The organism is Altererythrobacter sp. GH1-8 (assembly GCF_043702085.1).
Classification (GTDB): domain Bacteria; phylum Pseudomonadota; class Alphaproteobacteria; order Sphingomonadales; family Sphingomonadaceae; genus Erythrobacter.
Genome location: NZ_CP171690.1, coordinates 154,518 through 178,072 on the forward strand (window position 1 = coordinate 154,518; position 23,555 = coordinate 178,072).

Annotated in this window: 24 protein-coding genes, 2 tRNA genes and 1 pseudogene; 14 read left to right on the forward strand and 13 right to left on the reverse strand. The window is 58.0% G+C overall.

From position 1 onward, the window contains the following. Positions 1–53: 53 nt before the first annotated feature. Genes metH through ACG9DO_RS00790 form a run of 4 tightly spaced genes read right to left on the reverse strand, consistent with a single transcriptional unit; the run spans position 54 to position 5,651 of the window. A complete protein-coding gene (gene metH, locus ACG9DO_RS00775) occupies positions 54–2,684 on the reverse strand; it encodes a methionine synthase (protein ID WP_394729710.1) in 2,631 nt (876 codons plus the stop codon). Next, complete coding sequence (locus tag ACG9DO_RS00780; protein ID WP_394729712.1) at positions 2,684–3,730, reverse strand: homocysteine S-methyltransferase family protein; 1,047 nt, start codon at positions 3,728–3,730, stop codon at positions 2,684–2,686. The genes metH and ACG9DO_RS00780 overlap by 1 nt, the downstream gene beginning before the upstream one ends. Continuing rightward, entirely contained in the window at positions 3,727–4,668 is a 942-nt protein-coding gene (metF, locus tag ACG9DO_RS00785; RefSeq protein ID WP_394729714.1) for a methylenetetrahydrofolate reductase, read from the reverse strand. Before metF ends, ACG9DO_RS00780 begins: the two co-directional genes overlap by 4 nt. Next, the gene (locus tag ACG9DO_RS00790) at positions 4,665–5,651 is read right to left on the reverse strand and encodes an ArsR/SmtB family transcription factor (RefSeq protein ID WP_394729716.1); all 987 of its coding nucleotides are present in this window, start codon (positions 5,649–5,651) and stop codon (positions 4,665–4,667) included. Before ACG9DO_RS00790 ends, metF begins: the two co-directional genes overlap by 4 nt. A 227-nt stretch (positions 5,652–5,878) precedes the next feature. Between ACG9DO_RS00790 and ACG9DO_RS00795 the strand changes: the two genes are divergently transcribed. The 6 genes and pseudogenes from ACG9DO_RS00795 to ACG9DO_RS00820 all read left to right on the forward strand — a co-directional run bounded on the left by ACG9DO_RS00795 (position 5,879) and on the right by ACG9DO_RS00820 (position 11,088). Next, complete coding sequence (locus ACG9DO_RS00795) at positions 5,879–7,420, forward strand: FAD-binding oxidoreductase (protein ID WP_394729718.1); 1,542 nt, start codon at positions 5,879–5,881, stop codon at positions 7,418–7,420. A gap of 45 nt (positions 7,421–7,465) precedes the next feature. After that, positions 7,466–7,603 (forward strand): annotated as a pseudogene (locus ACG9DO_RS00800) (hypothetical protein); the annotation flags it as partial. Between the two features lie 116 nt (positions 7,604–7,719). After that, complete coding sequence (locus ACG9DO_RS00805; protein ID WP_394731154.1) at positions 7,720–8,028, forward strand: hypothetical protein; 309 nt, start codon at positions 7,720–7,722, stop codon at positions 8,026–8,028. 377 nt (positions 8,029–8,405) lie between these two features. Continuing rightward, entirely contained in the window at positions 8,406–9,335 is a 930-nt protein-coding gene (locus tag ACG9DO_RS00810; RefSeq protein WP_394729720.1) for a galactose-1-phosphate uridylyltransferase, read from the forward strand. Then, on the forward strand, positions 9,328–10,368 hold the full coding sequence (galK, locus tag ACG9DO_RS00815; RefSeq protein WP_394731155.1) for a galactokinase: 1,041 nt from the start codon (positions 9,328–9,330) through the stop codon (positions 10,366–10,368). Before ACG9DO_RS00810 ends, galK begins: the two co-directional genes overlap by 8 nt. Positions 10,369–10,710: 342 nt before the next feature. Then, entirely contained in the window at positions 10,711–11,088 is a 378-nt protein-coding gene (locus ACG9DO_RS00820) for a hypothetical protein (RefSeq protein WP_394729722.1), read from the forward strand. 191 nt (positions 11,089–11,279) lie between these two features. Here the strand turns inward: ACG9DO_RS00820 and ACG9DO_RS00825 are convergent. Continuing rightward, a tRNA-Thr gene (locus ACG9DO_RS00825) sits at positions 11,280–11,355 on the reverse strand. 34 nt (positions 11,356–11,389) lie between these two features. After that, a tRNA-Cys gene (locus ACG9DO_RS00830) sits at positions 11,390–11,463 on the reverse strand. 139 nt (positions 11,464–11,602) lie between these two features. Between ACG9DO_RS00830 and ACG9DO_RS00835 the strand changes: the two genes are divergently transcribed. After that, positions 11,603–12,382, forward strand: coding sequence for an acyl-CoA thioesterase (locus tag ACG9DO_RS00835; RefSeq protein ID WP_394729724.1), 780 nt, complete (start codon positions 11,603–11,605; stop codon positions 12,380–12,382). 9 nt (positions 12,383–12,391) lie between these two features. Here ACG9DO_RS00835 and ACG9DO_RS00840 read toward each other — a convergent pair whose 3' ends face one another. From ACG9DO_RS00840 to ACG9DO_RS00865, 6 genes are all read right to left on the reverse strand, one after another. Then, the gene (locus tag ACG9DO_RS00840) at positions 12,392–13,192 is read right to left on the reverse strand and encodes a crotonase/enoyl-CoA hydratase family protein (protein WP_394729726.1); all 801 of its coding nucleotides are present in this window, start codon (positions 13,190–13,192) and stop codon (positions 12,392–12,394) included. Between the two features lie 97 nt (positions 13,193–13,289). After that, positions 13,290–13,637 (reverse strand): winged helix-turn-helix domain-containing protein, encoded by a 348-nt coding sequence (locus tag ACG9DO_RS00845; RefSeq protein WP_394729728.1) that lies wholly within the window; start codon positions 13,635–13,637, stop codon positions 13,290–13,292. Between the two features lie 101 nt (positions 13,638–13,738). Further along, entirely contained in the window at positions 13,739–14,233 is a 495-nt protein-coding gene (locus tag ACG9DO_RS00850) for a hypothetical protein (RefSeq protein ID WP_394729730.1), read from the reverse strand. Positions 14,234–14,248: 15 nt separating this feature from the next. Further along, positions 14,249–14,590: a hypothetical protein gene (locus ACG9DO_RS00855; protein ID WP_394729732.1), complete on the reverse strand. Its 342-nt coding sequence runs from the start codon at positions 14,588–14,590 to the stop codon at positions 14,249–14,251. 41 nt (positions 14,591–14,631) lie between these two features. Continuing rightward, positions 14,632–15,204 carry a hypothetical protein gene (locus ACG9DO_RS00860; RefSeq protein WP_394729733.1) on the reverse strand — a complete coding sequence of 191 codons (573 nt, stop codon included), beginning with the start codon at positions 15,202–15,204 and terminating at the stop codon, positions 14,632–14,634. Between the two features lie 90 nt (positions 15,205–15,294). Continuing rightward, positions 15,295–16,491, reverse strand: a complete 1,197-nt coding sequence (locus ACG9DO_RS00865) for an LL-diaminopimelate aminotransferase (RefSeq protein WP_394729735.1) — start codon at positions 16,489–16,491, stop codon at positions 15,295–15,297. A 154-nt stretch (positions 16,492–16,645) separates the two neighbouring features. On the opposite strand from ACG9DO_RS00865, the gene ACG9DO_RS00870 reads away from it, so the two are divergent. Then, positions 16,646–18,547, forward strand: coding sequence for a PHA/PHB synthase family protein (locus ACG9DO_RS00870; RefSeq protein ID WP_394729737.1), 1,902 nt, complete (start codon positions 16,646–16,648; stop codon positions 18,545–18,547). Positions 18,548–18,620: 73 nt separating this feature from the next. Here ACG9DO_RS00870 and ACG9DO_RS00875 read toward each other — a convergent pair whose 3' ends face one another. Continuing rightward, positions 18,621–18,923, reverse strand: coding sequence for a hypothetical protein (locus tag ACG9DO_RS00875; protein ID WP_394729739.1), 303 nt, complete (start codon positions 18,921–18,923; stop codon positions 18,621–18,623). A gap of 49 nt (positions 18,924–18,972) precedes the next feature. On the opposite strand from ACG9DO_RS00875, the gene ACG9DO_RS00880 reads away from it, so the two are divergent. From ACG9DO_RS00880 to ACG9DO_RS00905, 6 genes are all read left to right on the forward strand, one after another. Then, on the forward strand, positions 18,973–19,413 hold the full coding sequence (locus tag ACG9DO_RS00880) for a phasin family protein (RefSeq protein ID WP_394729741.1): 441 nt from the start codon (positions 18,973–18,975) through the stop codon (positions 19,411–19,413). Between the two features lie 216 nt (positions 19,414–19,629). Continuing rightward, complete coding sequence (gene clpS / locus ACG9DO_RS00885) at positions 19,630–20,040, forward strand: ATP-dependent Clp protease adapter ClpS (RefSeq protein WP_394729743.1); 411 nt, start codon at positions 19,630–19,632, stop codon at positions 20,038–20,040. Beyond that, on the forward strand, positions 20,019–20,564 hold the full coding sequence (locus ACG9DO_RS00890) for a DUF427 domain-containing protein (RefSeq protein ID WP_394729745.1): 546 nt from the start codon (positions 20,019–20,021) through the stop codon (positions 20,562–20,564). Before clpS ends, ACG9DO_RS00890 begins: the two co-directional genes overlap by 22 nt. 99 nt (positions 20,565–20,663) lie before the next feature. Beyond that, the gene (gene lptF, locus ACG9DO_RS00895) at positions 20,664–21,917 is read left to right on the forward strand and encodes an LPS export ABC transporter permease LptF (protein WP_394729747.1); all 1,254 of its coding nucleotides are present in this window, start codon (positions 20,664–20,666) and stop codon (positions 21,915–21,917) included. An 18-nt stretch (positions 21,918–21,935) separates the two neighbouring features. Further along, positions 21,936–23,033, forward strand: coding sequence for an LPS export ABC transporter permease LptG (gene lptG / locus ACG9DO_RS00900; RefSeq protein WP_394729749.1), 1,098 nt, complete (start codon positions 21,936–21,938; stop codon positions 23,031–23,033). Beyond that, entirely contained in the window at positions 23,030–23,548 is a 519-nt protein-coding gene (locus ACG9DO_RS00905) for a GNAT family N-acetyltransferase (RefSeq protein WP_394729751.1), read from the forward strand. The genes lptG and ACG9DO_RS00905 overlap by 4 nt, the downstream gene beginning before the upstream one ends. The last annotated feature ends 7 nt before the right edge of the window (positions 23,549–23,555 follow it).

Below are 23,555 nucleotides of genomic sequence, written 5' to 3' on the forward strand. Positions count from 1 at the left end.
GCAGAATCGCTCCTGCGGCGGTCTTATGTCTGTGTGCTATCCAACCGGTAGCGTCAATCGAGATTAGGCCTTAGCCATCGCTCTGCCGTGGAAATGTCCACTCCTCGGCGTTTGGCATAGTCTTCGAGCTGATCGCGTCCGATCCGCGCCACGCCGAAATACTGCGATTCGGGATGACCGAAGTAAAACCCGCTAACCGCAGCAGTCGGGTACATGGCGAAGTTTTCTGTCAGGCTAAGCCCGGTGTTCTTTTCTGCATCCAGCAGCTCGAACAGGATCGGCTTCAAGGAATGATCGGGACAGGCCGGATAACCGGGAGCCGGGCGAATTCCGCGATACTGCTCCTTGATGAGCGCTTCATTGTCGAGTTGTTCACTCGGCGCATAGCCCCACAGATCGGTGCGGACGTGCAAGTGCAGGCGTTCGGCGAAGGCTTCCGCAAAGCGGTCTGCCAGTGCCTTCAGAAGGATGTCAGAATAATCATCCTTGTCTGCGAGGAAACGCGCGGAATGCGGCTCAATCCCGTGAATCCCAACGGCAAAGCCGCCGATCCAGTCGCCTGCCGGGTCGATGAAATCCGCCAGGCACATATTCGCACGGTCGCGGCTCTTCTTCACTTGCTGGCGCAGGAAGGGGAGCACGACATGTTCTTCGCGGTTCACGCGGTGGATCGTCACATCATCGCCATCACGCGCGCAGGGCCAGAAACCAGCCGCCCCGCGTGCAGTGAGCCATTTCTCGCCAATGATCTGATCGAGCATCGCATTGGCGTCGTCGAACAGCTGGCTCGCGGTCTCGCCGACCACTTCGTCCTTAAGGATGGCGGGATAGTTGCCGTGAAGCTCCCATGCGCGAAAGAACGGCGTCCAGTCGATATAGTCGCGCAGATCCGCGAGATCCCAGTCGTCGAACACATGGACACCGGGCTTGACAGGCGGTGCGGGCTTGTCTGACAGGTACGCATCGTAATAGTTCGCGCGCGCTTCCTCCAGGGAGAGGAGGACGCTCTGCCCCTTGCCTTCGCGAGCATCGCGGACCTTCTGATACTCACTGGCAGTCTCGCCGACAAAATCGTCTTTAAGCGTATCCGACAACAGCTTTGAAGCGACGCCGACAGCACGGCTTGCATCGAGGACGTGGATGACCGGCCCTTCGTAAGCCGGGTCGATCTTAAGTGCGGTGTGGACCTTGCTGGTGGTCGCCCCGCCAATCAACAGCGGCATGGTCATTTCCGCGCGCTGCATTTCCTCAGCAACGGTGACCATTTCGTCGAGCGAGGGCGTGATGAGTCCGGAAAGCCCGATCATGTCCGCCTTGTTGTCGTTGGCAGACTTCAGGATATCCTGCCACGGCACCATCACGCCCAGGTCCACGACTTCATAGCCATTGCACTGTAGCACGACACCGACGATGTTCTTGCCGATATCGTGCACATCGCCTTTTACCGTTGCCATGATGATCGTACCCTTCGAGCTACGCTCAGCCTCGGGCAGCAATTCCTTTTCCGCTTCGATGAAGGGGATGAGATGGGCGACAGCCTTCTTCATAACACGAGCGGACTTGACCACTTGCGGCAGGAACATCTTGCCGCTGCCGAACAGGTCACCGACGACGTTCATGCCGTCCATCAGCGGGCCTTCGATCACTTCGATCGGGCGCCCGCCAGCTTCTTCTGTAGCGGCGCGCATGATTTCCGTGTCGTCAACGATATGCGCGTCGATCCCTTTGACAAGAGCGTGTTCAAGCCGCTTTTCAACCGGCCAACCGCGCCATTCCTCTGCCGCTTTCTCATCCGCGACAGACTTGCCCTTATAGCTTTCGGCGAGATCAATCAGCCGCTCGGTCGCGTCCGCACGGCGCATGAGGATCACGTCCTCGCAAGCGTCCCGCAGCTCCGAATCAATGCCGTCATAAATGTCGAGCTGGCCTGCATTGACAATCGCCATGTCGAGCCCGGCTGGGATCGCATGATACAGGAACACCGAATGCATCGCACGGCGGACAGTCTCATTGCCGCGGAAGCTGAAAGAGAGGTTCGAAAGGCCGCCGCTGGTCTTGGCATGGGGGCAGAGCGTCTTGATCTCCTTGACCGCTTCGATGAAGTCCAGGCCATAGCGGTCATGTTCCTCGATCCCCGTCGCCACAGCGAAGATGTTCGGATCAAAAATGATATCCTCGGGCGGAAAACCGATACTGGTGAGCAGGTCATAGGCGCGCTTGCAGATCTCGACCTTGCGCGCCTTGGTGTCAGCCTGACCGGTCTCGTCGAAAGCCATCACCACCACGGCTGCGCCGTAATTCATGCACTTGTGCGCCTGCTCAAGGAAGGGCTCCTCGCCCTCCTTCATGCTTATCGAATTGACAATCGGCTTGCCCGACACGCATTTTAGCCCGGCTTCGATCACGTCCCATTTGGAGCTGTCAATCATCACGGGAACGCGTGCAATGTCAGGCTCTGCCGCGATCAGCTTAAGGAAGGTCGTCATCGCCTTTTCAGCGTCGAGCAGGCCTTCGTCCATGTTGACGTCGATCACCTGCGCGCCGTTTTCTACCTGCTGGCGCGCGACTTCAACGGCGGTCGTGTAATCATCCGCCATGATGAGTTTCTTGAACCGGGCAGAGCCGGTGACATTGGTGCGCTCACCCACATTGATGAAGCGCGCTGAACTTGCTTGCTGAGACATCAGGCAGCCACCACGAAGGGTTCAAGGCCCGCCAGACGCATGGCTGTTTCGGGTTGCGGAACCTTGCGCGGAGGCAGTCCCTCCACCGCCTTCGCAATCGCGGCGATATGCGCTGGTGAAGACCCACAACAGCCGCCCAGAATATTCGCTTGCCCGTTTTCCGCCCAGAGCTTCACGAGCGAAGCCGTGGTTTCCGGCAACTCGTCATATTCGCCAAGTTCATTGGGCAAGCCGGCATTGGGATAGGCCATCAACAGCGTGTCTGCGATGCCCGAAAGCGCCTGTACATGCGGACGCAATTGGTCTGCGCCAAAGCTGCAATTGAGCCCGATCGTGATGGGCTTCGCGTGGCGCACCGCGTACCAGAACGCTTCGACCGTATGGCCGGACAGGTTGCGCCCGGACAAGTCAGTGAGCGTCATGGAGATCATCACCGGCACTTCGCGCCCAAGGTCTGCTTCAAGCTGCTTGACCGCCATGATCCCGGCCTTGGCGTTCAATGTATCGAACACCGTCTCGATCAGGATGAAATCGCATCCGCCTTCGATCAGCGCGGCAGCCTGTTCCTTGTACACCGCAACAAGCTCGTCAAAATCGATCTCGCGGAAACCGGGGTCTTCCACGTCGGGCGAAAGCGAGAGCGTCTTGTTGGTGGGACCAATCGCGCCCGCAACAAATCGAGGACGCCCGTCCCTGGCGGTATATTCGTTAGCTAGCCCGCGCGCGATCTTGCCGCTCGCGATGTTGATCGCAGCGACCAGGTCTTCCGCCGCATAATCGGCCTGGCTGATCCGGTTTGCGGAAAATGTGTTGGTCGAGATCACGTCCGATCCCGCATCCAGATAGTTGCGCGTAATGTCTTCGATCACGTCAGGCCGCGTCAACGCAAGGATATCGTTATTGCCCTTCTGGTCCGCCTTGAGCCCCAGATCACCCGCATAGTCTTCTTCGGTAAGCTTGCGATTCTGGATCTGCGTCCCGAACGCGCCATCGAAAATGAGAATGCGCTTGGCAGCCTCAGCCAGAAGTCTCTCGCGCGAAGTCATTCCGCTTCCCCTTTCGGGCGCACGCCCAGCATGTGGCAGATCGCATAGCTGAGCTCTGCCCGATTAAGCGTGTAGAAGTGGAAATTGCGCACACCGCCAGCGTAAAGCTTGCGGCACAGTTCAGCAGCGATGGTCGCGCTGACCAGCTGGCGTGCCTCCGGACGTTCATCGAGGCCATCGAACAGGCCTTCCATCCATGCCGGAATCGCCGTGCCGCACATGTTCGACATGCGCTGGACCGCAGCGAAGCTCATCACGGGCATGATGCCCGGCACGATCTCCGCATCGATCCCTGCCGCAGCCGCCTTGTCTCGGAAACGGAAGAAGCAATCGGGTTCGAAGAAGAACTGCGTGATTGCCCGATCCGCGCCTGCGTCGAACTTGGCCTTGAGATTGTCGAGATCAGTCTGCGCATCTGGCGAATCCGGGTGCACTTCAGGATAGGCCGCGACCGACACCTCGAAATCGGCGACTTTCTTGAGGCCACCGATCAGGTCGACCGCATTCTCATACCCACCCGGATGCGGCGTATAGTGCCCGCCACCGTCTGGCGGATCGCCGCGCAGCGCGACCAGATGGCGGATACCGCTTTCCCAATAATGGCGCGCAACCTCATCCACCTCTTCGCGTGTGGCGTTGACGCAGGTGAGGTGTGCGGCAGCAGGGATGCTGGTTTCCTTGTTTATGCGAACGACGGCATCATGCGTTCGCTCACGTGTCGACCCGCCCGCACCATAGGTAACCGAGACAAAGCGCGGTCCAAGCGGTGCCAGCGTCTCGACGCTGTCCCACAAGATTTGCGACATTTTTTCGGTTTTGGGCGGAAAGAACTCAAAACTGATCCCGATATCGCCAGGCAGATCTGAAAACAGCGGCGCATCCGATGCCGTGCGTGCTTCAGCTGCTGGATCGAGACCACAATCATGCGAAGCGGTCATATGGAATTCTCCTTGCCTTGATCTTTTTCGGCCCCGCCGCTTCGACGCCCGATCCATATTTTCACCGTCAATTCTCCGCCATCCAGCACTGCCTCTGCGCTATGCTCAAACCCCGATGCTGCGAGCAGTTCCTCCATTTGAGTGTCGGAAAAGCCGAGCCTTGCATGCGCATGTTTCTCGCGCAGATCTTCATGCCCGTGCGCAGCAAAATCGACGATCGCAATCTTTGCTCCACCGCGCGCGACGCGGGCCGCTTCAGCAAGCGCTTGTTGAGGTTCCTGCGCGAAATGGAGCACTTGGTGAAGCAATATTGTATCGAAACTGGCTTTATTGAACGGCAGGCTGGTGAAGTCCCCTTGCACCAGTTCGACTTTCTGCGCTGGCAGGTGCTGGAGTTTTGCGCGCGCCACGCGAAGCATCTCGAGGCTGTTGTCGAGCGCAACAATGTGATCCGCATGTTCCGCGAACAGCTCTGCCATTCGGCCGGTGCCAGTGCCGATATCGAGCACTCGTCCCAGCGGCTGATCGCCGAGCAGGTCCAGCAAGGCCTGTTCGACCAATCCGTCGGGGCTGTGCAGGCTACGCAGTTCATCCCACTGCGATGCGTGGCGCGTAAAATAGTCTTCGGCGGTCTTCTGCCGGGCAGCGCGAACAGCCGTCAGCTTTTTCCGGTCATCCTTGCATTGCGCCCCGAATTCGGCGTCTTCCAATTCCGCTTCGGATAGCAGCTCGGCGATGCCATCGCTGATCAACGAGCCCGTCTCGTTTGCCGAAACGGAACGCAGAAACACCCAGCTCCCCTCGCGCCTGCGCTCCGCAAGCCCTGCATCGCACAGTATGCCGACATGGCGCGACACGCGCGGCTGGCTTTGCCCAAGCACTTGCGCGAGCTCTCCGACGGCAAGCTCCATCGTCCCCAGCAGGCGCAAAATGCGCAAACGGGTGGGATCGGCCAAGGCCCGGAAGATCGCTTCAACTTGCATGGGATAGAGGATATAAAGATATTTTTATATCTGTAAATAAGGTCCGCGCCCTCCTCTTGCTCAACCCCGAGAGACCGGCAGATGCACGGACACTCGCTATGCTTGTGGAGCAGGCCACCATAACGGTTCATCGCAGAGCGGCTATACGGGATCTGATCAAAGGGCTGATCTGGCCAAGCATGCAAAACGGGTCTGGTTGAGCCAAGGTTCGAAGCGGGGAAAAGCCGATGTCAGTGGTTGAAGCAATTGCACAGCAAATCGGCAGTGAGAACGTCATCCTCGACGAAGAAGAGCGCCTGTTCTTCGCGCATGACGTGTTCAGGGCTGGCAAAACGCCCGTGGCCGTTGTCCGTCCGGGCAGCGTCAGCGAACTCGCCGAAGTGGTTCGTTTGGCTTACGAGAGCGGCACGCCGATCGTCACGCGCGGTGGCGGGGCGAGCTATACTGACGCCTATGCCCACATGGAGGACGGCGGCATCACCATCGATAGCAGCAGGCTCAACCGCATCGAGATCAGCGAGGCCAATGCGACGGTCACAGTCGAAGCCGGTGTCACCTGGGCGCGGCTGCGCGAGGCGGTGCTGGCAAAGGGGTTCAAGACCCCGTTCTGGGGCAGCTATTCAGGCCTTTTTGCAACAGTCGGCGGCGGAACGTCCAACAACGCCATCAGTCACGGCAAAGGCGCTGCGTCCGATTGCGTGCTTTGCCTTGAAGTCATCACCGGCAAAGGCGAACTCCTGCGCACCGGAAGCGCACTGTCGGAAGGCACCGCGCCATTCAGCCGCCATTATGGCCCGGACCTCACCGGCGTTTTTACAGGTGATTGCGGCGCGCTGGGGATCAAGGCCCGTATCACCTTGCCGCTGGTTAAGGCCCCTCCGGCATTCGCTGCGGCAAGCTTCGCTTTCACAGAGTTTGAAAATCTCCACGCGTGTTTCCGCGAAATTGCGCTGGAAGATCTTGTCGAGGAAAACTTCGGGCTCAATGCAACGCTCCAGCAAGGCCAACTGGGCAAGGCAGATACGTCAGCCAAGGTGGAGATGGCGGGCAAGATCGTGAAGCAATCAGGTCTGGTCAAAGGTGCCGCCAAGCTCGCCCGCATGGCCGCATCAGGCGAGCAGGCCATCGCGACCGCCCCCTTCGCTGGCCATTTCATCGTTGAAGGGGCCGATCAGGCGGAAGCGGACGCAAAAATCCGCCGGGTGAAGAGGATCGGGGCAAGGTTCGGCACTGAAATTCCAAATTCCGTACCTGAAGTTGTGCGAGCGATGCCGTTCGCCCCCTTTCACAACATCCTGGGGCCGAAGGGAGAGCGCTGGCTGCCGTGCCACGCGCTTTTGGCTCATAGCGAAGTGGTTCCATTCAACTGCGCACTGCAAGCGCTGTTCGAGGAAGAGCGCGCAGTGCTCGAACGCCACCAGGTTGATCTCGGCGCAATGTTCATGGCGGTGGGCTCGACTGAATTTGTGTATGAGCCGACATTCTATTGGCCCGATGCGCGCAACCGCTTCCACGAACGGATTGTGGAAGCGGATCATTTGAGCAGCCTTCCTACCTACCCGCGCTCGGAGGAAGCGGAGCGTGAGGTATTGCGGATCAAGAAGCGCGTGGTCGAGCTCATGCACAAGCATGGCGCTGTGCATTTGCAAGTCGGCAAGGTGTACCCGTTGGCCCAGGATCACAACCCGGCACACTGGGCATTGCTGAGGGCCTTGAAGGCAGAACTTGACCCCAAAGGCATTCTCAATCCGGGAAGCCTTGGCATTTAGCGCGATTGCGATTGCAAGGATAGGTTCTCGTGCGGTTATCCGACGCTCGTCTTCGAGCTCTTCCCGGTCGGTTTCACAGGTCTCGTTGTCGCAGGGTTCATCGCTGCTTTGGTGTCGCAGGTGGATTCCACGCTCAACTCCGCCTCGACACTGTTGACAATGGACTTTGTCCGGCTGAAATGACCCAATTTGAGTTGTAGGCAGCTTATGCGGACAGGGCAGATAGTAACGCCATTTTCATGGTCCTCGCGGCTGCTTAGTCGCCATAGATCGCCAACTTTCCGTCGCTGTTTCAGTATCTGCAGAGCATCTTGTGCTGCGAACTCCCGCCGGTTGCGGCATTGTTCCTCTTCGGCCTCTTCTGGCCGCGAGCCAATGCTCGAGGCGCCTTTTTCGGCGTCGTATTCGCGACACTGGCTGGCGGGGCTCTCTTTTTAATGGTAAATCTTATCGATCAGTTGTCGCTGCGTTTCATCCACGCGGCACCGCTCGTTTTGCAGCCAGTACCACGTCAATTGCAGTGGGCAGCCTTACCTCTCCAGCGTCGGGAAAAGCCCAGATCGACGCGCTCATCTGGAAACAAACCGACTTCCAGTCGGAGGCCCTGAGTCTCCGCAAAATGCCATCGCACAAGAATTACCGAACTCTCTTGCTTCTCCTTATCGCACTCAGCCTGTCCATTGTCGTGTTGTTCTGGTGTTCAGATGATCCAATCCTTAATTTTTCTTGAGCCATGCCGCGCCGCGGCCGCGGTTTCAGCCGTTAATTCTCCGCCCGCATCGACAAGGACAAGAGACGGGGTGAGCAGACCATGACGTCATCGGGCAATTGCATCAATCTGGGTCTCACTGGCGCCAGAAAGAGACAGGTTTATCGCCACGATCATCGCAAGGCCGACGGGCGCATGCTCTATCTCTATGGGAATAAGCCCCACAGAGCTGCGCCCCAGCCCGAAGGTACAGATCCGATTGTGCAAGGTGGGGAGATGCGCCACCATCCTCTGCGTGGCGAATGGAACGTTTATGCAGCGCACAGGCAAAACCGAACCTTCAAACCAGCGACTGCCGAGGACCCGCTGGCACCGACGCGCCCGGGCGGACCTACAACTGAGATTCCCTTCGACGATTTCGAGCTCGCGGTTTTCGAGAACAAGTTTGCTGCGTTTCATCCGAGCGCGGATAACGCGAGCGACTTGGCAGGAAGCGCCTGTGAGCCAGCTTCGGGAGCCTGCGAGGTCGTCGTATACTCGCCAGAGCCGACAGGGAGTTTGTTTACGATCGGTCAGGACCGCCGCAACCTGCTGATAGCCGCCTTGCTCGACCGCTATGAAGCGCTGTTTGGTGCAGGCCTCGACTATGTCCTGCCCTTCGAAAACCGGGGCGATGAAGTAGGCGTCACTCTCAATCACCCGCACGGACAAATCTATGGGTTTAAACGCATTCCCGCGGTCCAGCAGCGGGCAATCGATGCCTTCGCTGCCGGCTTCGACCTTTCGAGCGAAATCATGACAGCAATGCCCGATTTCGGAATTGGCGAGGAAGGAGGGATTGCCGCCTTCGTACCCCGCTTTGCTCGCTTTCCCTACGAAACCTGGTTAGCGCCGCGCGCCCGCCGCGAGGGACCATGGGAATGCACAGATGAAGAACTGGAATCCCTTGCGTACTGGCTTGGTGAGATTACGCGCCGCTACGATTCATTGTTTCAGCGGCCCGCTGCAACGATGATGGCATTTCACGCCGCACCGCGCTCAGGATCGGCGAATTACCACTTCACTATCCAATTCTACCCGCTCCTGCGAGCGAAGGGCCACGTCAAGTATCTTGCCTCGGTCGAGCAGCATACCGGCACTTTCACCGTAGATGTCATGCCAGAAAGCGCTGCGGTACAATTGCGAGAGATTGGCCGCCATGCTTGAGAGCTTTTCTGCCGTTGTGCCAGGCCGTGTCAACCTCATTGGCGAGCATACCGATTACAATGGGGGAATGGTGCTTCCAGCGGCGCTTTCGGTGCGGCTGGAAGCGACGCTCATACCACGAGCAGACGACGACATAACAGTCATTGCAGAAAGCCATGCGGGCCCCGCGAAACGGACCCTCAGCGATCAAGCAAGCGGCCACTGGTCCGATCCGTGCGTTGGCGCCTTGCGCGAAGCTAATGCGCTAGGCCTTCTCACCGGCGGTGCCAGTCTTAATGTGCATTCGACCATTCCCGAAGGCGCGGGTCTATCTTCGAGCGCCGCACTGATTGTGGCAATCCTCAAGGCAGCGCGCGCAGTTACCGATGGCGCGCAAACCGATATCGAGTTGGCTATCGCAGCGCGCCGAGTCGAGAACTCCTATATGGGCGTGCCCTGCGGGATTATGGACCAAATGGCAGTAGCGCTGGCTACTCCCGGATCGGCAATGGCTCTCGACACCAAATCAATTGATTACAAACTGGTTTCCTTACCTTCATCGCATCAGTTCGTCGTCATCCACTCAGGCATAAAGCGCAAGCTGACCGACGGACGATACGCAGCTCGCAAACTAGAATGCGATCGAGCCAAAAAGTATTTTGGGACCGATGATCTCTGCCTCATTGAACCAGAAGTGCTCGCAAGGGTCGAGAGCAATGAGCCATTCTTGAGGCGTGCGATGCATTGCGCAACCGAACATCGACGCGTTCTTGCTGCCATTGATGCCTTGCAGTCTGGCGACATCGAAACGCTGGGCCGTATGATGAATGAGAGCCACGCCTCAATGCGAGACGTATTCGAGATCTCGTTGCCGCAAATCGATGCCCTGGTCCAAAGTGCCTTTGAGCTCGGGGCAATTGGCGCGCGCCTTACTGGCGGAGGGTTCGGTGGATGTATAGTCGCCTGCATTGAGCGCAACTCACAACCCGGATGGATCAACCGCCTGTTAGAAAGTCATCCGGATGCCAGACTGATTGATGCGATCGTTCCATGACCGCCCACTGACCACCTATCCTCCTTACAGGGGGCGCCAGCTAAGTCGGCAACCAAGCTGTTTTGGCGCTCAGGGATGCAGGATGGCAACCTTCGGTGGTCGACAATCTCGCCACCGGGATTCGTTTCGCTTTGTCAGAGGACCATCCGCAAGCTGGTCGGGACCGATGATGCCGGGAAGCTGGCTGCTGCCATCACGCACTGCAAGCGCACGGCGGAGCAGCTGCGGTCCAGCACTTACTATAGGCGCACAAGGGTTCCTGCACTCGTCGAAAAAGTCGAGGTCGGGGACGATGCGATCAGGATTGCACTGTGCCTTTCCGGCTTATCGGACCTTCTCGGGATGGAGGTCGACCCAAGACAAATGCCTTCCCTCACTGCTCCGGTATGCCGCGTCCGCAAGGGGGAGGAGATCAAACTCATCATTGGCGACGGAACACGGACGCATCGTGATGAGACGCTGGTGTCGCTGCTGCGCGAATCCATGGCGATCAGGGAGAAAGTACTGTCAGCACCAGATCTGACCATCGCCGAGGTCGCCGCATCAAGCGGTCGCTGCCGCAAGCGGATGAGCCGGCTATTCCGTCTCTCGTGGATTGCGCCCGAGATCATCGATGCGATCCTCGCTGGTAGACAGCCGCCTTCGCTCAGCCCCAGATCCCTGCTCGCGGTGGATCTGCCGCTGGATTGGGCAAACCAAAAAGCTGCTCTCGGATTCTGATCCCGCCAAAACTAGGTGAGGTCTGGAAATCCGCTCACTGAGACTATGGCCTGAAATCCCGCCTGAACACCCCACTCCGCCAGTCTCGCGACCTCACCTGAATTGTTGCAGGCGCCAAATCCCGCGGAAATGCGGGCTACAAAGGTGCCATCATGCAAGCCGGCCGGCAGTCTGTCGATTTCGGGAGTGAGTGGTGCCGCTTACGTGACTCGAACACGTGACCCCATCATTACGAATGATGTGCTCTACCAACTGAGCTAAAGCGGCACTGGCGATCGCGCATAGCGCATCTGAAAATATGTGGAGGCCCGAGCCGGAATCGAACCGGCGTGCAAGGATTTGCAGTCCTCTGCGTAACCACTCCGCCATCGGGCCTCGCCCGACCTTTCGGTACGAGAAGCGGCCCCCTAGCGATTCCCGCTCCGCAAGGCAATCGCTTTACAGCCATTTTGCTGTTCGACTTTCCGTAACGGCACACTGGACGCAGGCGCTTCAATTGGCAAAAGCGTGCGGCATGAGCATTCAGGAACTTCTCGAACCGATCAAGCCGGGCGGCGGCAAAGTGACGTTGGGCGCCCATGAGACATGGTTGCAGGGCCGTGCGTTCTATGGGGGCGCATCCGCGCTGGTCGCTTATACCGCGGCGATCCGCACATTCAAAGATCTGCCACCTTTACGCGCCGCTCAAATCGCCTTTGTCGCGCCTAGTGGCGCCGACGTCGAACTGCGTCACGAGATCGTGCGGCAGGGCCGCAATGTGACACAGGTTCGCAGCGAGATGTGGACCGATCAGGGCTGCGCGCTTACCGCGTTCTTCCTGTTCGGCGCGGAACGCGAACCCAACGCCCTGCACGCCGCTGAGAGGGTTTCACCATGGCCTGGCGCGCCGCTTGAGAATGAGAGCCTGTCGACCGAACGAGCGCCGCGCTTCCTCAAGGAGCATTTCGAAATCCGACGTGCGCAGGAAGAGCGCGGACGCGGGTTACCGACCGTTAGGCGCTGGGCGAAGCTCAAGGACAGTACCGGGCTAGACCCGATCAGTGAGCTTATCCTGCTGGGCGACGTCCTCCCTCCCGGCGCAATGCGCGCGATGGAACGTCATGGCCCGATCAGTTCGATCAACTGGTCATTCAATGTCCTCGATCCCCGGCCATCCACTGAAGATGGCTGGTGGCTGTCGGAAAACACCAGCCAGCAAGCTGACCACGGTTATTCCTCGGAACGATTGAGAATGTGGAACACGAACGGCGACCAAATGCTCGACGGTATGCAATGCGTGGCGATCTTCGGCTAAGCCAAGCCTTCAGACGTCCGTAAAATTGGGTGTACGCTTCTGCATGGCCGCCATCACCGCTTCGACCTGATTGGGCTTGCGAATGATCTTGTCCTGCTCCTCGCTTTCAGCAAGCAGGATCTCGTCAGTCGAAGCATCATCCATCACATCCATCAGTCTCTTCGCGGCGCGAATCGCTTCGGGATTGCGACTGGCGATTTCCCTGGCGATCGCAGTGGCCCTGGTTACAGGATCAGCATCGACAAAGGTCGCAAGGCCAAGGCGCAGTGCTTCTTCGCCGGTGAATTCGCGGTTGGTGTAAATCAGCTCGCGCAAGACATCGCTGCGCACCAGGCCGCGCCACAAGGCATAGCCGCCCATATCGGGGACAAGACCCCACATCATTTCCATGATCGACATGCGTGTGTCGGGGGCAACGACGCGGATATCAGCCCCGCTCGCAATTTGCAGCCCACCGCCAAAACATACGCCATGGACGGCCGCTAACACCGGGACGGGGCAATTGCGCCATGTCATGGCGGCCTGTTGCGGGAGATTGGCGTTGCCGTGGGTGCGTTCGCTGAGGGTCTTCGCACCTGAACCTGTCGGCTGCGAGAAGCCTGATACATCGAGGCCTGCGCAAAATGCACGCCCTTCGCCAGCAAGCACGACGGCGCGCAGGCCGCTCATTGTGGCAAGCTGGTCACCTGCTTCGATGATCGCATCAAACATCGCCGGATCAAGGGCATTCATTTTGTCTGCGCGGACAAGGCGCACCTGGGCTACGCCATCATTTCCAAGCTCGATCGTTACGCGATCGCTGTGGCTCATCGACGATCCTCTCTGCGTCTGCTTCCGAGAAACGTTCCTGACGCAAGTCTGACACGCTGTCCACCTTCCGCTTGCAATCAAGCTTTACCGGAAGTTCCTACCAAGGCGCGCGGCTAAACCGAAAGGAACCGGGGCCAATTGGCGCATTGAGACGGTAGCTCCCGTCAGCCAGTGTTTCCACTATCCGCTCAAGCCCAAAGGGCTCAAGTTTCGCACGCAGACGCGAGATGTGAACGGCGAGGCTGTTGGTTTCAGGGTCGAAATTGATCCGCCAGACATCTTCCAGAAGTTGTTTTCGGTTGAGAGCTTCACCCGGGCTTTCCGCCATCCGCCAGAGCAGCGCGAATTCTCGGGGGTGCAAGTGCAGCCACTTGTCTTGAACCCTCCCGTCGCGGTGGAACAGATCAAGCGTTATCTCTCCGGCTTCAAGAAACCGCGGCATCATGACATTTCTGTCCGCCGCTGGACGTGGAGAATTCTCCGAATTCATTGCGTATTCCCCCCTGCGCCGATTGGCACGAGTTTAAGGCGAAGAGACCTGCGCGCTCACACGCTGGAGCTGGCTGCAGCCTTTGGCATTCGCCAGTCTCTGTAATCCCCCCAGAAGCGCTTGCGCCGGATGTGGAAGATCACTCCTCCGCAAAGCAAGGCCAGTTGAAAATATGAGGGCCCGATCGAGAGCAAAGCATAAGAGATCGGTGTCATGGATGCGATCAATTCCCGGACAAGGTGAGATGTCACTGCCACCAACTGGAATGCTGCGATCCACAGTGTGTACATGCGGTTCGCCTGCAATCCGATGAGTAACAGCAGCATCGCCGCTGTACCGTCCATTGCTGCGTGCCAGATATCAAGTTGAGCAAGGTCGCTACTGTCTTTGACCAGGAATAGATAAGCGAGATCGCCCCCCTCGAATACAAGCAGCCAAACCAGGGCTACACAACGTTCGGGCATTGCCCCCCAACGAAGCGCAGCCAGGCAGATCAGAAGACCCGCCACAAACTGCGCCTCGTCGCGGTATTCAAGCACCAGCTCAAGCACTGGGCCCTCCTGCGCTCAGCCTGCTTCTACCAGCGTGTCAGCATCTGATATGATGGCAGAGGGTTTTGTCTCTGTAGGAATGCCATCATCGGAGCGCGCAACTTCGCGGGCAACGGCGCTCAGCTCTTCATGGACGCGCACCAGATTGTTCGACATCGACATTGCCTGCTGTTCGGCCTGACTGAGCCGGAACAGCGCGCGCTGGCCGGTGTTCACTTCCACTGCCGGGTTCTGGCGTGCGGCGATCATCGCTTGGCGCAGCTTGGCGAAAGCGAGCATTGCTTCATCGGAAACAGCCTCTGCTTCGCGGATAAGCTTCTTGAGATTGTAGGCGTCAGCGAGAATACGATCAGACATTGTGTGGTCTCCACGGACACGCTGTGCTCCTTCAGCGGCCGTCAATTTTCCACGGGGATGGTTGCAACTCCATCCATGGCCTCGCTAATAGCCATGGCAGCCGTGACCGACAGAACAACTGCCGCCAGAATGCCAAATGCGATCCCTACGATCGCGGCCAGGCGAAACAGGATGGCATGTTCACCATCGAGCACCCCGGGAACAATCTTCGGCTCTGACTGGTCCGCTCCTGATGCCGAGAATAACTTGGCAGGAGCTTGCGACCCAGCGGACTGGACCGTCGATGTGTCCCGCCGCAATTCATTGGTGAGAGCGGCGGATTCGGGGAGCTGATTTTTCGTGTATTCAGATTTCCTGAAGGGCGAACTTTCGGTCACAATCCCGCGCGCGCGCTGACACGCCCGGTATTTCTCAACCAGTTCGTTGAGGCTGCCTGCTTCGTAAATATCCTTGAGCGCGCGGATATGCTGGTTGATCCGGGTCTCCGAGACACCCAGTTCATTGGCGATAACCTTTATGGGAACACGGCGATCAATCCGCTCCATCACAGATTTCTGACGGGAAGTCAGATTCTGCGGCATGGCAAGATTCATCTTGTCTTCCTCAACGTACATACTGGCTCTATTAAGTATTGCAGTAACTAACCTTTAGTCCAAGACTGTTTCAGTCAAGCAGTTGATCGTAAGTGGCTGATTCTTCGTGATTCAATTTCCGCTGTTTATTCCCAGTGATCCAAACCAACGCTTAATATTGCGAGCCGCCTGGCGTAAACGTTGTTCATTCTCGACCATCGCTATGCGGACAAATCCCTCACCTTCTTCGCCATAGCCTACACCTGGGGCAACAGCGACTTCCGCTTCAGTCAGCAATTGCTTTGAAAATTCCAGACTGCCCATATGCTTGAGCGCCGGCGGCAGGGGAGCCCAGGCAAACATCGATGCAGGCGGGGGCGGGATATCCCACCCTGCACGACCGAACGCTTCGACCATAACATCGCGGCGCTTGTGATAGAGCAGCCGATTGCTTTCGACGATATCCTGAGGGCCGTTGATCGCTGCGCAGGCTGCCGCCTGAATAGGGGTGAAGGCGCCATAGTCCAGATAGCTCTTAACCCGCGTCATGGCTGCGATAAGTTGCTTGTTTCCGACTGCAAAGCCCATGCGCCATCCAGCCATGGAATAGGTCTTGCTCATGCTGGTAAATTCGATCGCGACATCTTTCGCGCCTTTAACCTGCATAATCGACGGTGTCGGATTGCCGTCGAAATATAGCTCTGAGTAAGCGAGGTCCGACAGCACCCAGACGCTGTTGTCACGGGCCCATTCCACCAGACGCTCGTAGAACGCAAGATCGACAACCTCAGCGGTCGGGTTGGAAGGATAATTGACCACCAACACGCTCGGGCGCGGCACGGTAAAGTTCATCGCGTTTTCAAGCGCGCGCCAATAGTTTTCATCAGGGGTGGTAGGGACAGCACGAATGGTCGCGCCTGCGATGATAAAACCGAACGTGTGGATCGGGTAGGACGGGTTTGGCGCAAGTACGACATCGCCTGGGGCTGTGATCGCATTGGCCAGGCTTGCCAGTCCTTCTTTCGAGCCCATCGTTACGACGACTTCGCTTTCGGGATCGAGATCGACCCCAAACCGGCGCTCGTAATATTTTGCCTGTGCCCGGCGCAGTCCCGGGATCCCGCGCGACTGCGAATAGCCATGTGCGTCGGGCTTTTGCGCAACCTCGCAGAGCTTGTCGATCACATGCTGAGGCGGAGGCTGGTCAGGATTGCCCATCCCAAGGTCGATGATGTCCTTTCCGGCACGTCGCGCCGCGTGACGCATGCCGTTGACTTCGGCGATGACGTAAGGCGGCAAGCGCTTCATGCGGTAAAACTGGTCGTCCATGGTTCCTGTCTATCTGCGGTGTTCGCGTTTGAGGGCTTGCGGGAACCAAGTTGGCCCGCGCTGCATACGAATCTATGCGAATATAAGGTGATGTGGGAAGCCACTTTCGCTATTGCTATCGAGATATCTACTTCTAGCCACCGGACACCGAAGCATGAGCAAAGATCCCAAGGACATATGGACTGAGGCAACCGGCCCCATGCGTGCATTTTTTGACATGCAGGGAGAAGCGCTCCGCGAAATCGCGGGTGGAATGGCTGCAAGTACGCCCTTGGCTGAATTCTTCTCAGGGCAATCCCTGAGTACACAGGACGCCGCAAGCTGGGCCGCGACGGCACAAGAGCTCAAGGTGATCTGGCTCGATTTTGTGCGGGAGCAATCGCAAAAGGAAGCTGAAGGCGCAAATCCGTTCGATCCGATGCGCTGGATGCTGATGACGGAATCTCTCGCGAAGCAAATTCCCACAGGCCCCTTCGCGCTTCAAGCAAAACTGGCGGGCGATACAGTCGCAATGTGGCAGAGTGTGTTCCAGCGCTTTACCGCTGCAGTGAGCGAAAAGGGCCCCGATGAAGCCGCCGCTCTGCCGAAACAGGATCGCCGGTTCTCCGATCCAGCCTGGGCCGAACACCCGGCATTCGCTGTGCTCCATCAGACCTATCTCATGCTCGCAGAATATTTCATCCAGACCGCCAAGCAGGTCGAAGGCGTAGCGCCTGAGAAGAAGCAGCAGCTGGAATTCGCGACGAACGCGCTGATCGAAGCGATGAGTCCGGCGAATTTCCTCGCAACCAACCCGGTCGTTCTGAAGCGCACCATTGAAACCCGCGGCCAGAATCTCGTCAATGGCATGCGCCATCTGGTCAATGACCTGAAGCGCGGCCAGTTGACGCACACCGATTCCGATGCCTTCACGCTTGGCGAAAACCTGGCGGCGACCCCCGGCAAGGTGGTCCATGAGACCCCGCTCTATCAGTTGGTGCAGTACAGCCCGACGACCGACGAGGTTCTGGAAACGCCGCTGGTAATCTTCCCGCCATGGATCAATCGCTTCTATATCCTCGACCTCACTCCGAAGAAGAGCTTCATCAAATGGGCTGTTGATCAAGGCATCACTATATTCATCGTCAGCTGGAAGTCGGCCGATGCGAGCATGAAAGATATCGTATGGGACGACTATATCCGAGCACAGATCGATGCGATCGACCATGTTCGCGACCGGCTCAAGGTGCCTAGCGTGCATGCGATCGGCTATTGCGTCGCGGGAACCACGCTCGCAGCAACATTGGCTGTGCTTGCAAGGCGCGAACAGGACGACAAGGTCAAGAGTGCGACCTTTTTCACCGCACAAGTGGATTTCGAGAAGAGCGGCGAGCTCAAGCACTTTATCGATGACAGCCAGCTGGCAATGATCGAGAAACTGTCGACCGACGGCTATCTCGATGGACGTTATCTTGCCGCGACATTCAATTCGCTCAGGGGCAAAGACCTGATCTGGAACTACGTGGTCAACAATTACCTGCTGGGCGAAGACTATCCGGCGTTCGACCTGCTGCACTGGAATGGCGACGTCACCAATCTTCCTTCGAAGTGGCACGGTGCATATCTGCGCGATCTCTATCGCGACAACAAGCTGGTCCAGCCCGATGCCATGGAGGCAGACGGGACCAAGATCGACCTCAGCTTGGTCAAGACGCCCAGCTACGTGCAGGCGGGCAAGGAAGACCATATTGCGCCTGCGGAGAGCGTGTGGCGCATCACCGACCACTTCAAGGGGCCGCTCACTTTCATCCTCGCAGGATCAGGCCACATCGCCGGGGTCGTAAACCCTCCAGCCGCTGGCAAATATCAGTATTGGGTGGGCGACAGCCAGGCCAAGTCGCTGTCTGATTTTGTTGCCGGCGCCGAAGAACATCCAGGCAGCTGGTGGCCGCACTGGCTTAACTGGTTGCATGACCAGGACCATGCGAAAGTACCTGCAATCGGCAAGAGAAAGCCGGGTGGAAAGGGTGATGAAACTATCGAAGATGCGCCTGGCCGGTATGTCAAGACACGATAGACCTCTGAAATAACGTCCGAAAATCACTTTTTGTGCAGTGCACAAAAAGTGCTTGACTTCGCAGTTGCAATGCCTATTTTGTGCAGCGCAACAAAGACGAGGTTCCTATGGCTTCCACCGCCACATCAAAGATCGATGCCGCTGCTGAAAAGGCATATGCCGAGGCAGCTGCAAAAAAGAACGTTAGCGAAAAGGCTGTCGAGAAGGCGGTCGAAGCTGACGCGCCAAAGCCCAAGGCAAAGCCGGCTGCAGTGAAGAAGGCGGTCGCCAAGAAGACCCCTGCAAAAAAGATAGCGACAAAAAAGGCTGCGGCAAAAAAGGCTCCTGCCAAGAAAGCAGCGCCGAAGAAAGTCGCTGCCAAGAAAGCTTCGGCCAAGACCAAAGTTTCTGCTGACAATCCCGTAATTCAATTGAAGGACAAGATCATGGCCACTGCCAAGACCACCGATTTCACCGCGCAAGCCAAGGAAATGGCTGCTGACGTTCAAGCTCGTATCAAGACCGCTGCTGCCAAGGCTGGCGAATTTGCAAGCGAAGCAGGCGAGTTCAACAAGGCGAACCTCGAAGCCGTCGTCGAAAGCGGCAAGGTTTTCTACGCTGGCGCACAGGAACTGGTCCGCGCAGACGTTGAAGCCGGCAAGAGCGTTGTTGAAACCGTAACAGCCGACGTCAAGAAGATGGCTGCCATCAAGTCGCCGACGGAACTCATGCAGCTCCAGGGCGAACTTGCACGCCGCAACTTCGACGCTGTTGTTTCTTACGGCTCGAAGCGCACGGAAGAGATCGTAAAGCTCTACAATGATGCTTTCGCACCGATCTCCAGCCGCGTCAGCGTGGCTGTAGAGAAATTCTCCAAGGCTGCCTAAGCCCTGAGATAAGACTTCTCCGCCAGGCTGGGCTTCCCTCTCCCTCTATCCGGCCTGATGCGAGACACACCGAAGCCGAGGCACCTCTAGCAGGCGCCTCGGCTTTTCGTTATCCGATCAGATCTTGAAGCTCGGATCCAATTTTCGTCTTGCAACGTTAACTTCGTGGCACGACCTTGCGAATATGTAGAGTGATACGATATTGCGCCTGACTGTATGAATGGACTGAACGCCTTTGCATCGCCCGATCGGGTTCACGTGTCTTCGCTTCAGGCGTTGGCATCTGCCGGCGTTTCAACGGCTGGACCCGACAGCGACGATGCTGACAGCGACAACGAAGTCGGCATCGCCACCAAGGCCAAGGCACGGCCGAAGAAGCCGAGCCAGTACAAGGTCCTGATGTTGAACGATGACTATACGCCGATGGAATTCGTCGTGATGGTGCTGAAGCGTTTCTTCAACATGGACCTGGAAGAAGCGACCCGCGTTATGCTCCACGTGCATCAGAAAGGCGTCGGAGTTTGCGGGATATTCCCTTACGAAGTGGCAGAGACCAAGGTGAATCAGGTCATGGACTTTGCACGGCAGAACCAGCATCCGCTGCAATGCACGCTCGAGAAAGCCTGAAGCAGCGCAGATCAGTCATCCGCCAGCCGCACCACCCTCAGCCTCACCCCATCGGGCCCGGACAGGAAAGCGTCTGGGATTATCCGCGTCCCGCCATTTGCGAGCCGACCCAGCGCCGCATCCAGATTATCCATCGCGGTGCCACACTGCTCGACAGCTGCAAGGCCTGGCGCACACTGGAAACCAGCCACCCTCCGACATATTACATCCCGCGATCCGACATCGCGATGGACCTCTTGTCTCGCAATCGGCGTCGCTCCTTATGTGAATGGAAAGGGCAAGCGAGCTATTGGGATGTGGAGATCGAAGGCGATCGATTTGAAGCGACAGCATGGTGCTATGAAAAGCCGACTTCATCCTTCGCGCCGATTGCCGGCTATCTCGCCTTCTATCCTGAACCCTTCAACCAATGCCTGGTCGATGGACATGAGATCTTACCGCAGCCGGGCGGATTTTACGGCGGCTGGATCAGCCCGTTCGAAGCGGGCCCCTTCAAAGGAATTCCGGGTAGCCGCTTCTGGTAAGGTGTCAGTCATCGGCCTTCGCGCAAGCAACGCATGACGTGCAGAGATTTAGCCGCTAGAGACAAACCCCTAGATATTATCGCATCAAGTCAGAGCGCCGTGGACCGACTATTCCCCAGCATAGACCGCTACATTTTCAAGCTGGTCGTCTTTCCCATGCTGGGAGTGTTCGCCCTTGCGGCATCGCTTTTGCTGCTCGACAAGATGCTGCGCCTGTTTGACTTCGTGGCAGTCGAAGGCGGCCCGATCGCAGTGGTGTTCAAGATGCTCGGCGCGCTGATCCCTGAATATGCCAGCCTTGCGATACCGCTAGGGCTCCTCCTCGGTATCCTGCTTGCCTTTCGCAAGCTCGCAACGTCGAGCGAACTCGATGTCATGCGTGCGGTCGGGCTCGGCTACAATCGCCTGCTGCGGGTCCCCTATCTCATCACGCTCGCTCTGATGATCGTGAACGTTGCGCTGGTGTTCTTCATCCAGCCACTCAGCCGATATTACTACGAGCAGATGGAGTACGAACTGCGCTCTGGCGCGCTGGGCGCCTCGATCAAGGTGGGCGAATTCACTACGCTCGCCGACCGCATGGCGCTCCGCATCGAAGAAAGTGAAGAAGATGGGCGGCGCTTGATCGGCATCTTTGCCCGCGTTGCCAATTCGAAAGGCCAGGTGCTCTCGATCAGCGCGCGCGAAGGGGCATTCCTTGCTACCAGCGACGATCCCGATACGATTATCCTGCGCCTGACCGACGGCACAATCGTGCAGGATACGGGAACCGAAGGCACCACGCCACGCGTACTCAGCTTCACTCGGCATGACCTGCCGATCGACTTGCCCACGATTGAAGAGTTTCGCGCTCGCGGCGATGCGGAGCGTGAATATATCCTGCCCGAGCTTCTCAGAATCGGCTGGAGCGACAACCAGCCGGAAGCAAAGCGCGATGCCAGTCAGGCAAGCTTCAACTTCCGACTGGTGGAGGTGGTGATGATGCTGATGATGCCGCTGCTGGCAGTGGCGCTCGCGATCCCGCCAAAGCGATCCACCAGCGCACTTGGCGTGTTCGTGTCAATCATCATGGTGGTCTCGTACCACAAGGTGAACCAGTACGGAGAAGATGTGGCAGCACTTGGCCGGGTGGATCCGATTATGGCCTTGTGGGGTCCGTTCCTCATATTCGCGGCGCTTATCATTTGGATGTACTACCGCGTCGCATATGTGCCTGGCGGTCAAGCGATCGGCGCTCTCGAAACTGCCTTCGACAAACTCGTCAAACGGCTGCGCAAGCTGTTCAAGTCCAAACGCCCGCGGGGACCACGGTCGGTTGGTGACAATGACCTTGAAACAGCGCCTGCAGAATAGCACAAGCACTCCTCAGACATGCAGCTCGATTTCTTCCCTTCCAGAACGCTGACTTTTTACCTCGCGCGGCTGTTCGTCGTGCGTATCTTCGCGGTATTGGTCATGCTCGTCCTGGTGTTGATGATGCTCGACCTGCTTTCCAACAGCGGGAAGATTCTCGCGGTCGAAGGCAATGGCGAGACGGAGCTGTGGACCTATGCCAGCTTGCGCGTTCCGCAGCTGATAGCCCGCTTTCTCCCCTATTCGGTACTGCTCGCAACGATCATAACCCTCGTCACGCTGAACCAGAATTCGGAAGTGATCGCGATGAAGGCCGCGGGCCTGTCAGCGCATCAGGTGCTCGCGCCCTTGCTGATAACCGCAGCCGCCGTTTCGATTATCAGCTTTGCCTTCAACGAGCGGGTCGTGACCCGCGCAACAGGAACGCTCAAGGCGTGGGAAGGGACTGAATACGGCCAGATTCCGGCAAGTCCCGAGACACGATCCAATATCTACCTGACCGACGGCGCCAATATCATGACCGCGGCCACACTCAACGGCAAAGGCGCTGCGACTGTGATGGAAGACATCAGCTGGTATGAACGCGCCTCGGGCGGGATGCTGCGCCAGCAGATCACGGCCAAGCGCGCGGTCTATGCGAATCCCGGTTGGCGCCTCGAAGATCCCGTGCGGTTTGATGTCGCTGCGGCTGCAACAGAGGCACTTCCCGCAATCGTCGTTGGAGAAGGTCTGACACCCGACCAGATCGAGCTGGAGGCGGTTGATCCTGACGCCACCGGCTTCTTTGAGCTTGCCCGGGCGATTGACGATTATGAAGCAGTCGGCAAGCGCACGGCTGAACTGCGCGCAAAATGGTGGCACAAGATTTCCGGGCCACTATCTGCGTTTCTGATGCCCTTGTTGGGCGCTGTTGCAGCCTTTGGTCTGGCGCGATCGGGCCAGTTGTTCGTGCGTGCGATTATCGGAATGGCGCTCGGATTTGCTTATTTCGTCGTCGACAATGCTGCGCTCGCCATGGGCAGCTTCGGGGGATACCCGCCACTCCTCGCCGCCTGGGCGCCGTTCCTGCTATTCCTGCTCGTCGGTGAAACAGTGCTGATCCGCACAGAAGAATGAGCGACTGGTCACTGCGGCTCGCTCGGCCAGACGACGCAGAGCAGATGCCCGCGCTTGAGGAAGCGGCTGCGGCTATGTTAGTCGGCGACCCCGGCTTGGCAGGGTTGAATTTGCGTGAGACCTGGCAGCCGAGCGCGCTGCGCTCGCTGATCCGCAAGGGCCACTGCCTGGTTGCGCATGTAGGGGATGCCATGGCGGGCTTCCTCGTGACACAGCCATTCAGCGGCGAACTGCACATTTGGGAAATGGACGTACACCCATCGTTTCAGCGGCGGGGTATCGGCGCAGGACTGGTACTGGCCTGTCAGGTCGACGCGCGCAATTCCGGCTTTCGCGCGCTGACACTTACGAGTTTTCGAGATCTGCCTTGGAATGCCCCTTTCTACGAGCGGCTGGGATTTGAGGAAGTCACAGCGCTCGATGCGCATCCACGGCTTGCAGGCGAGCTTGCACTCGAAGCCGATAACGGGCTTCCAGCCCAACGCCGCTGCGCGATGATCTGTTTTCTCGACTAGAGCGCTT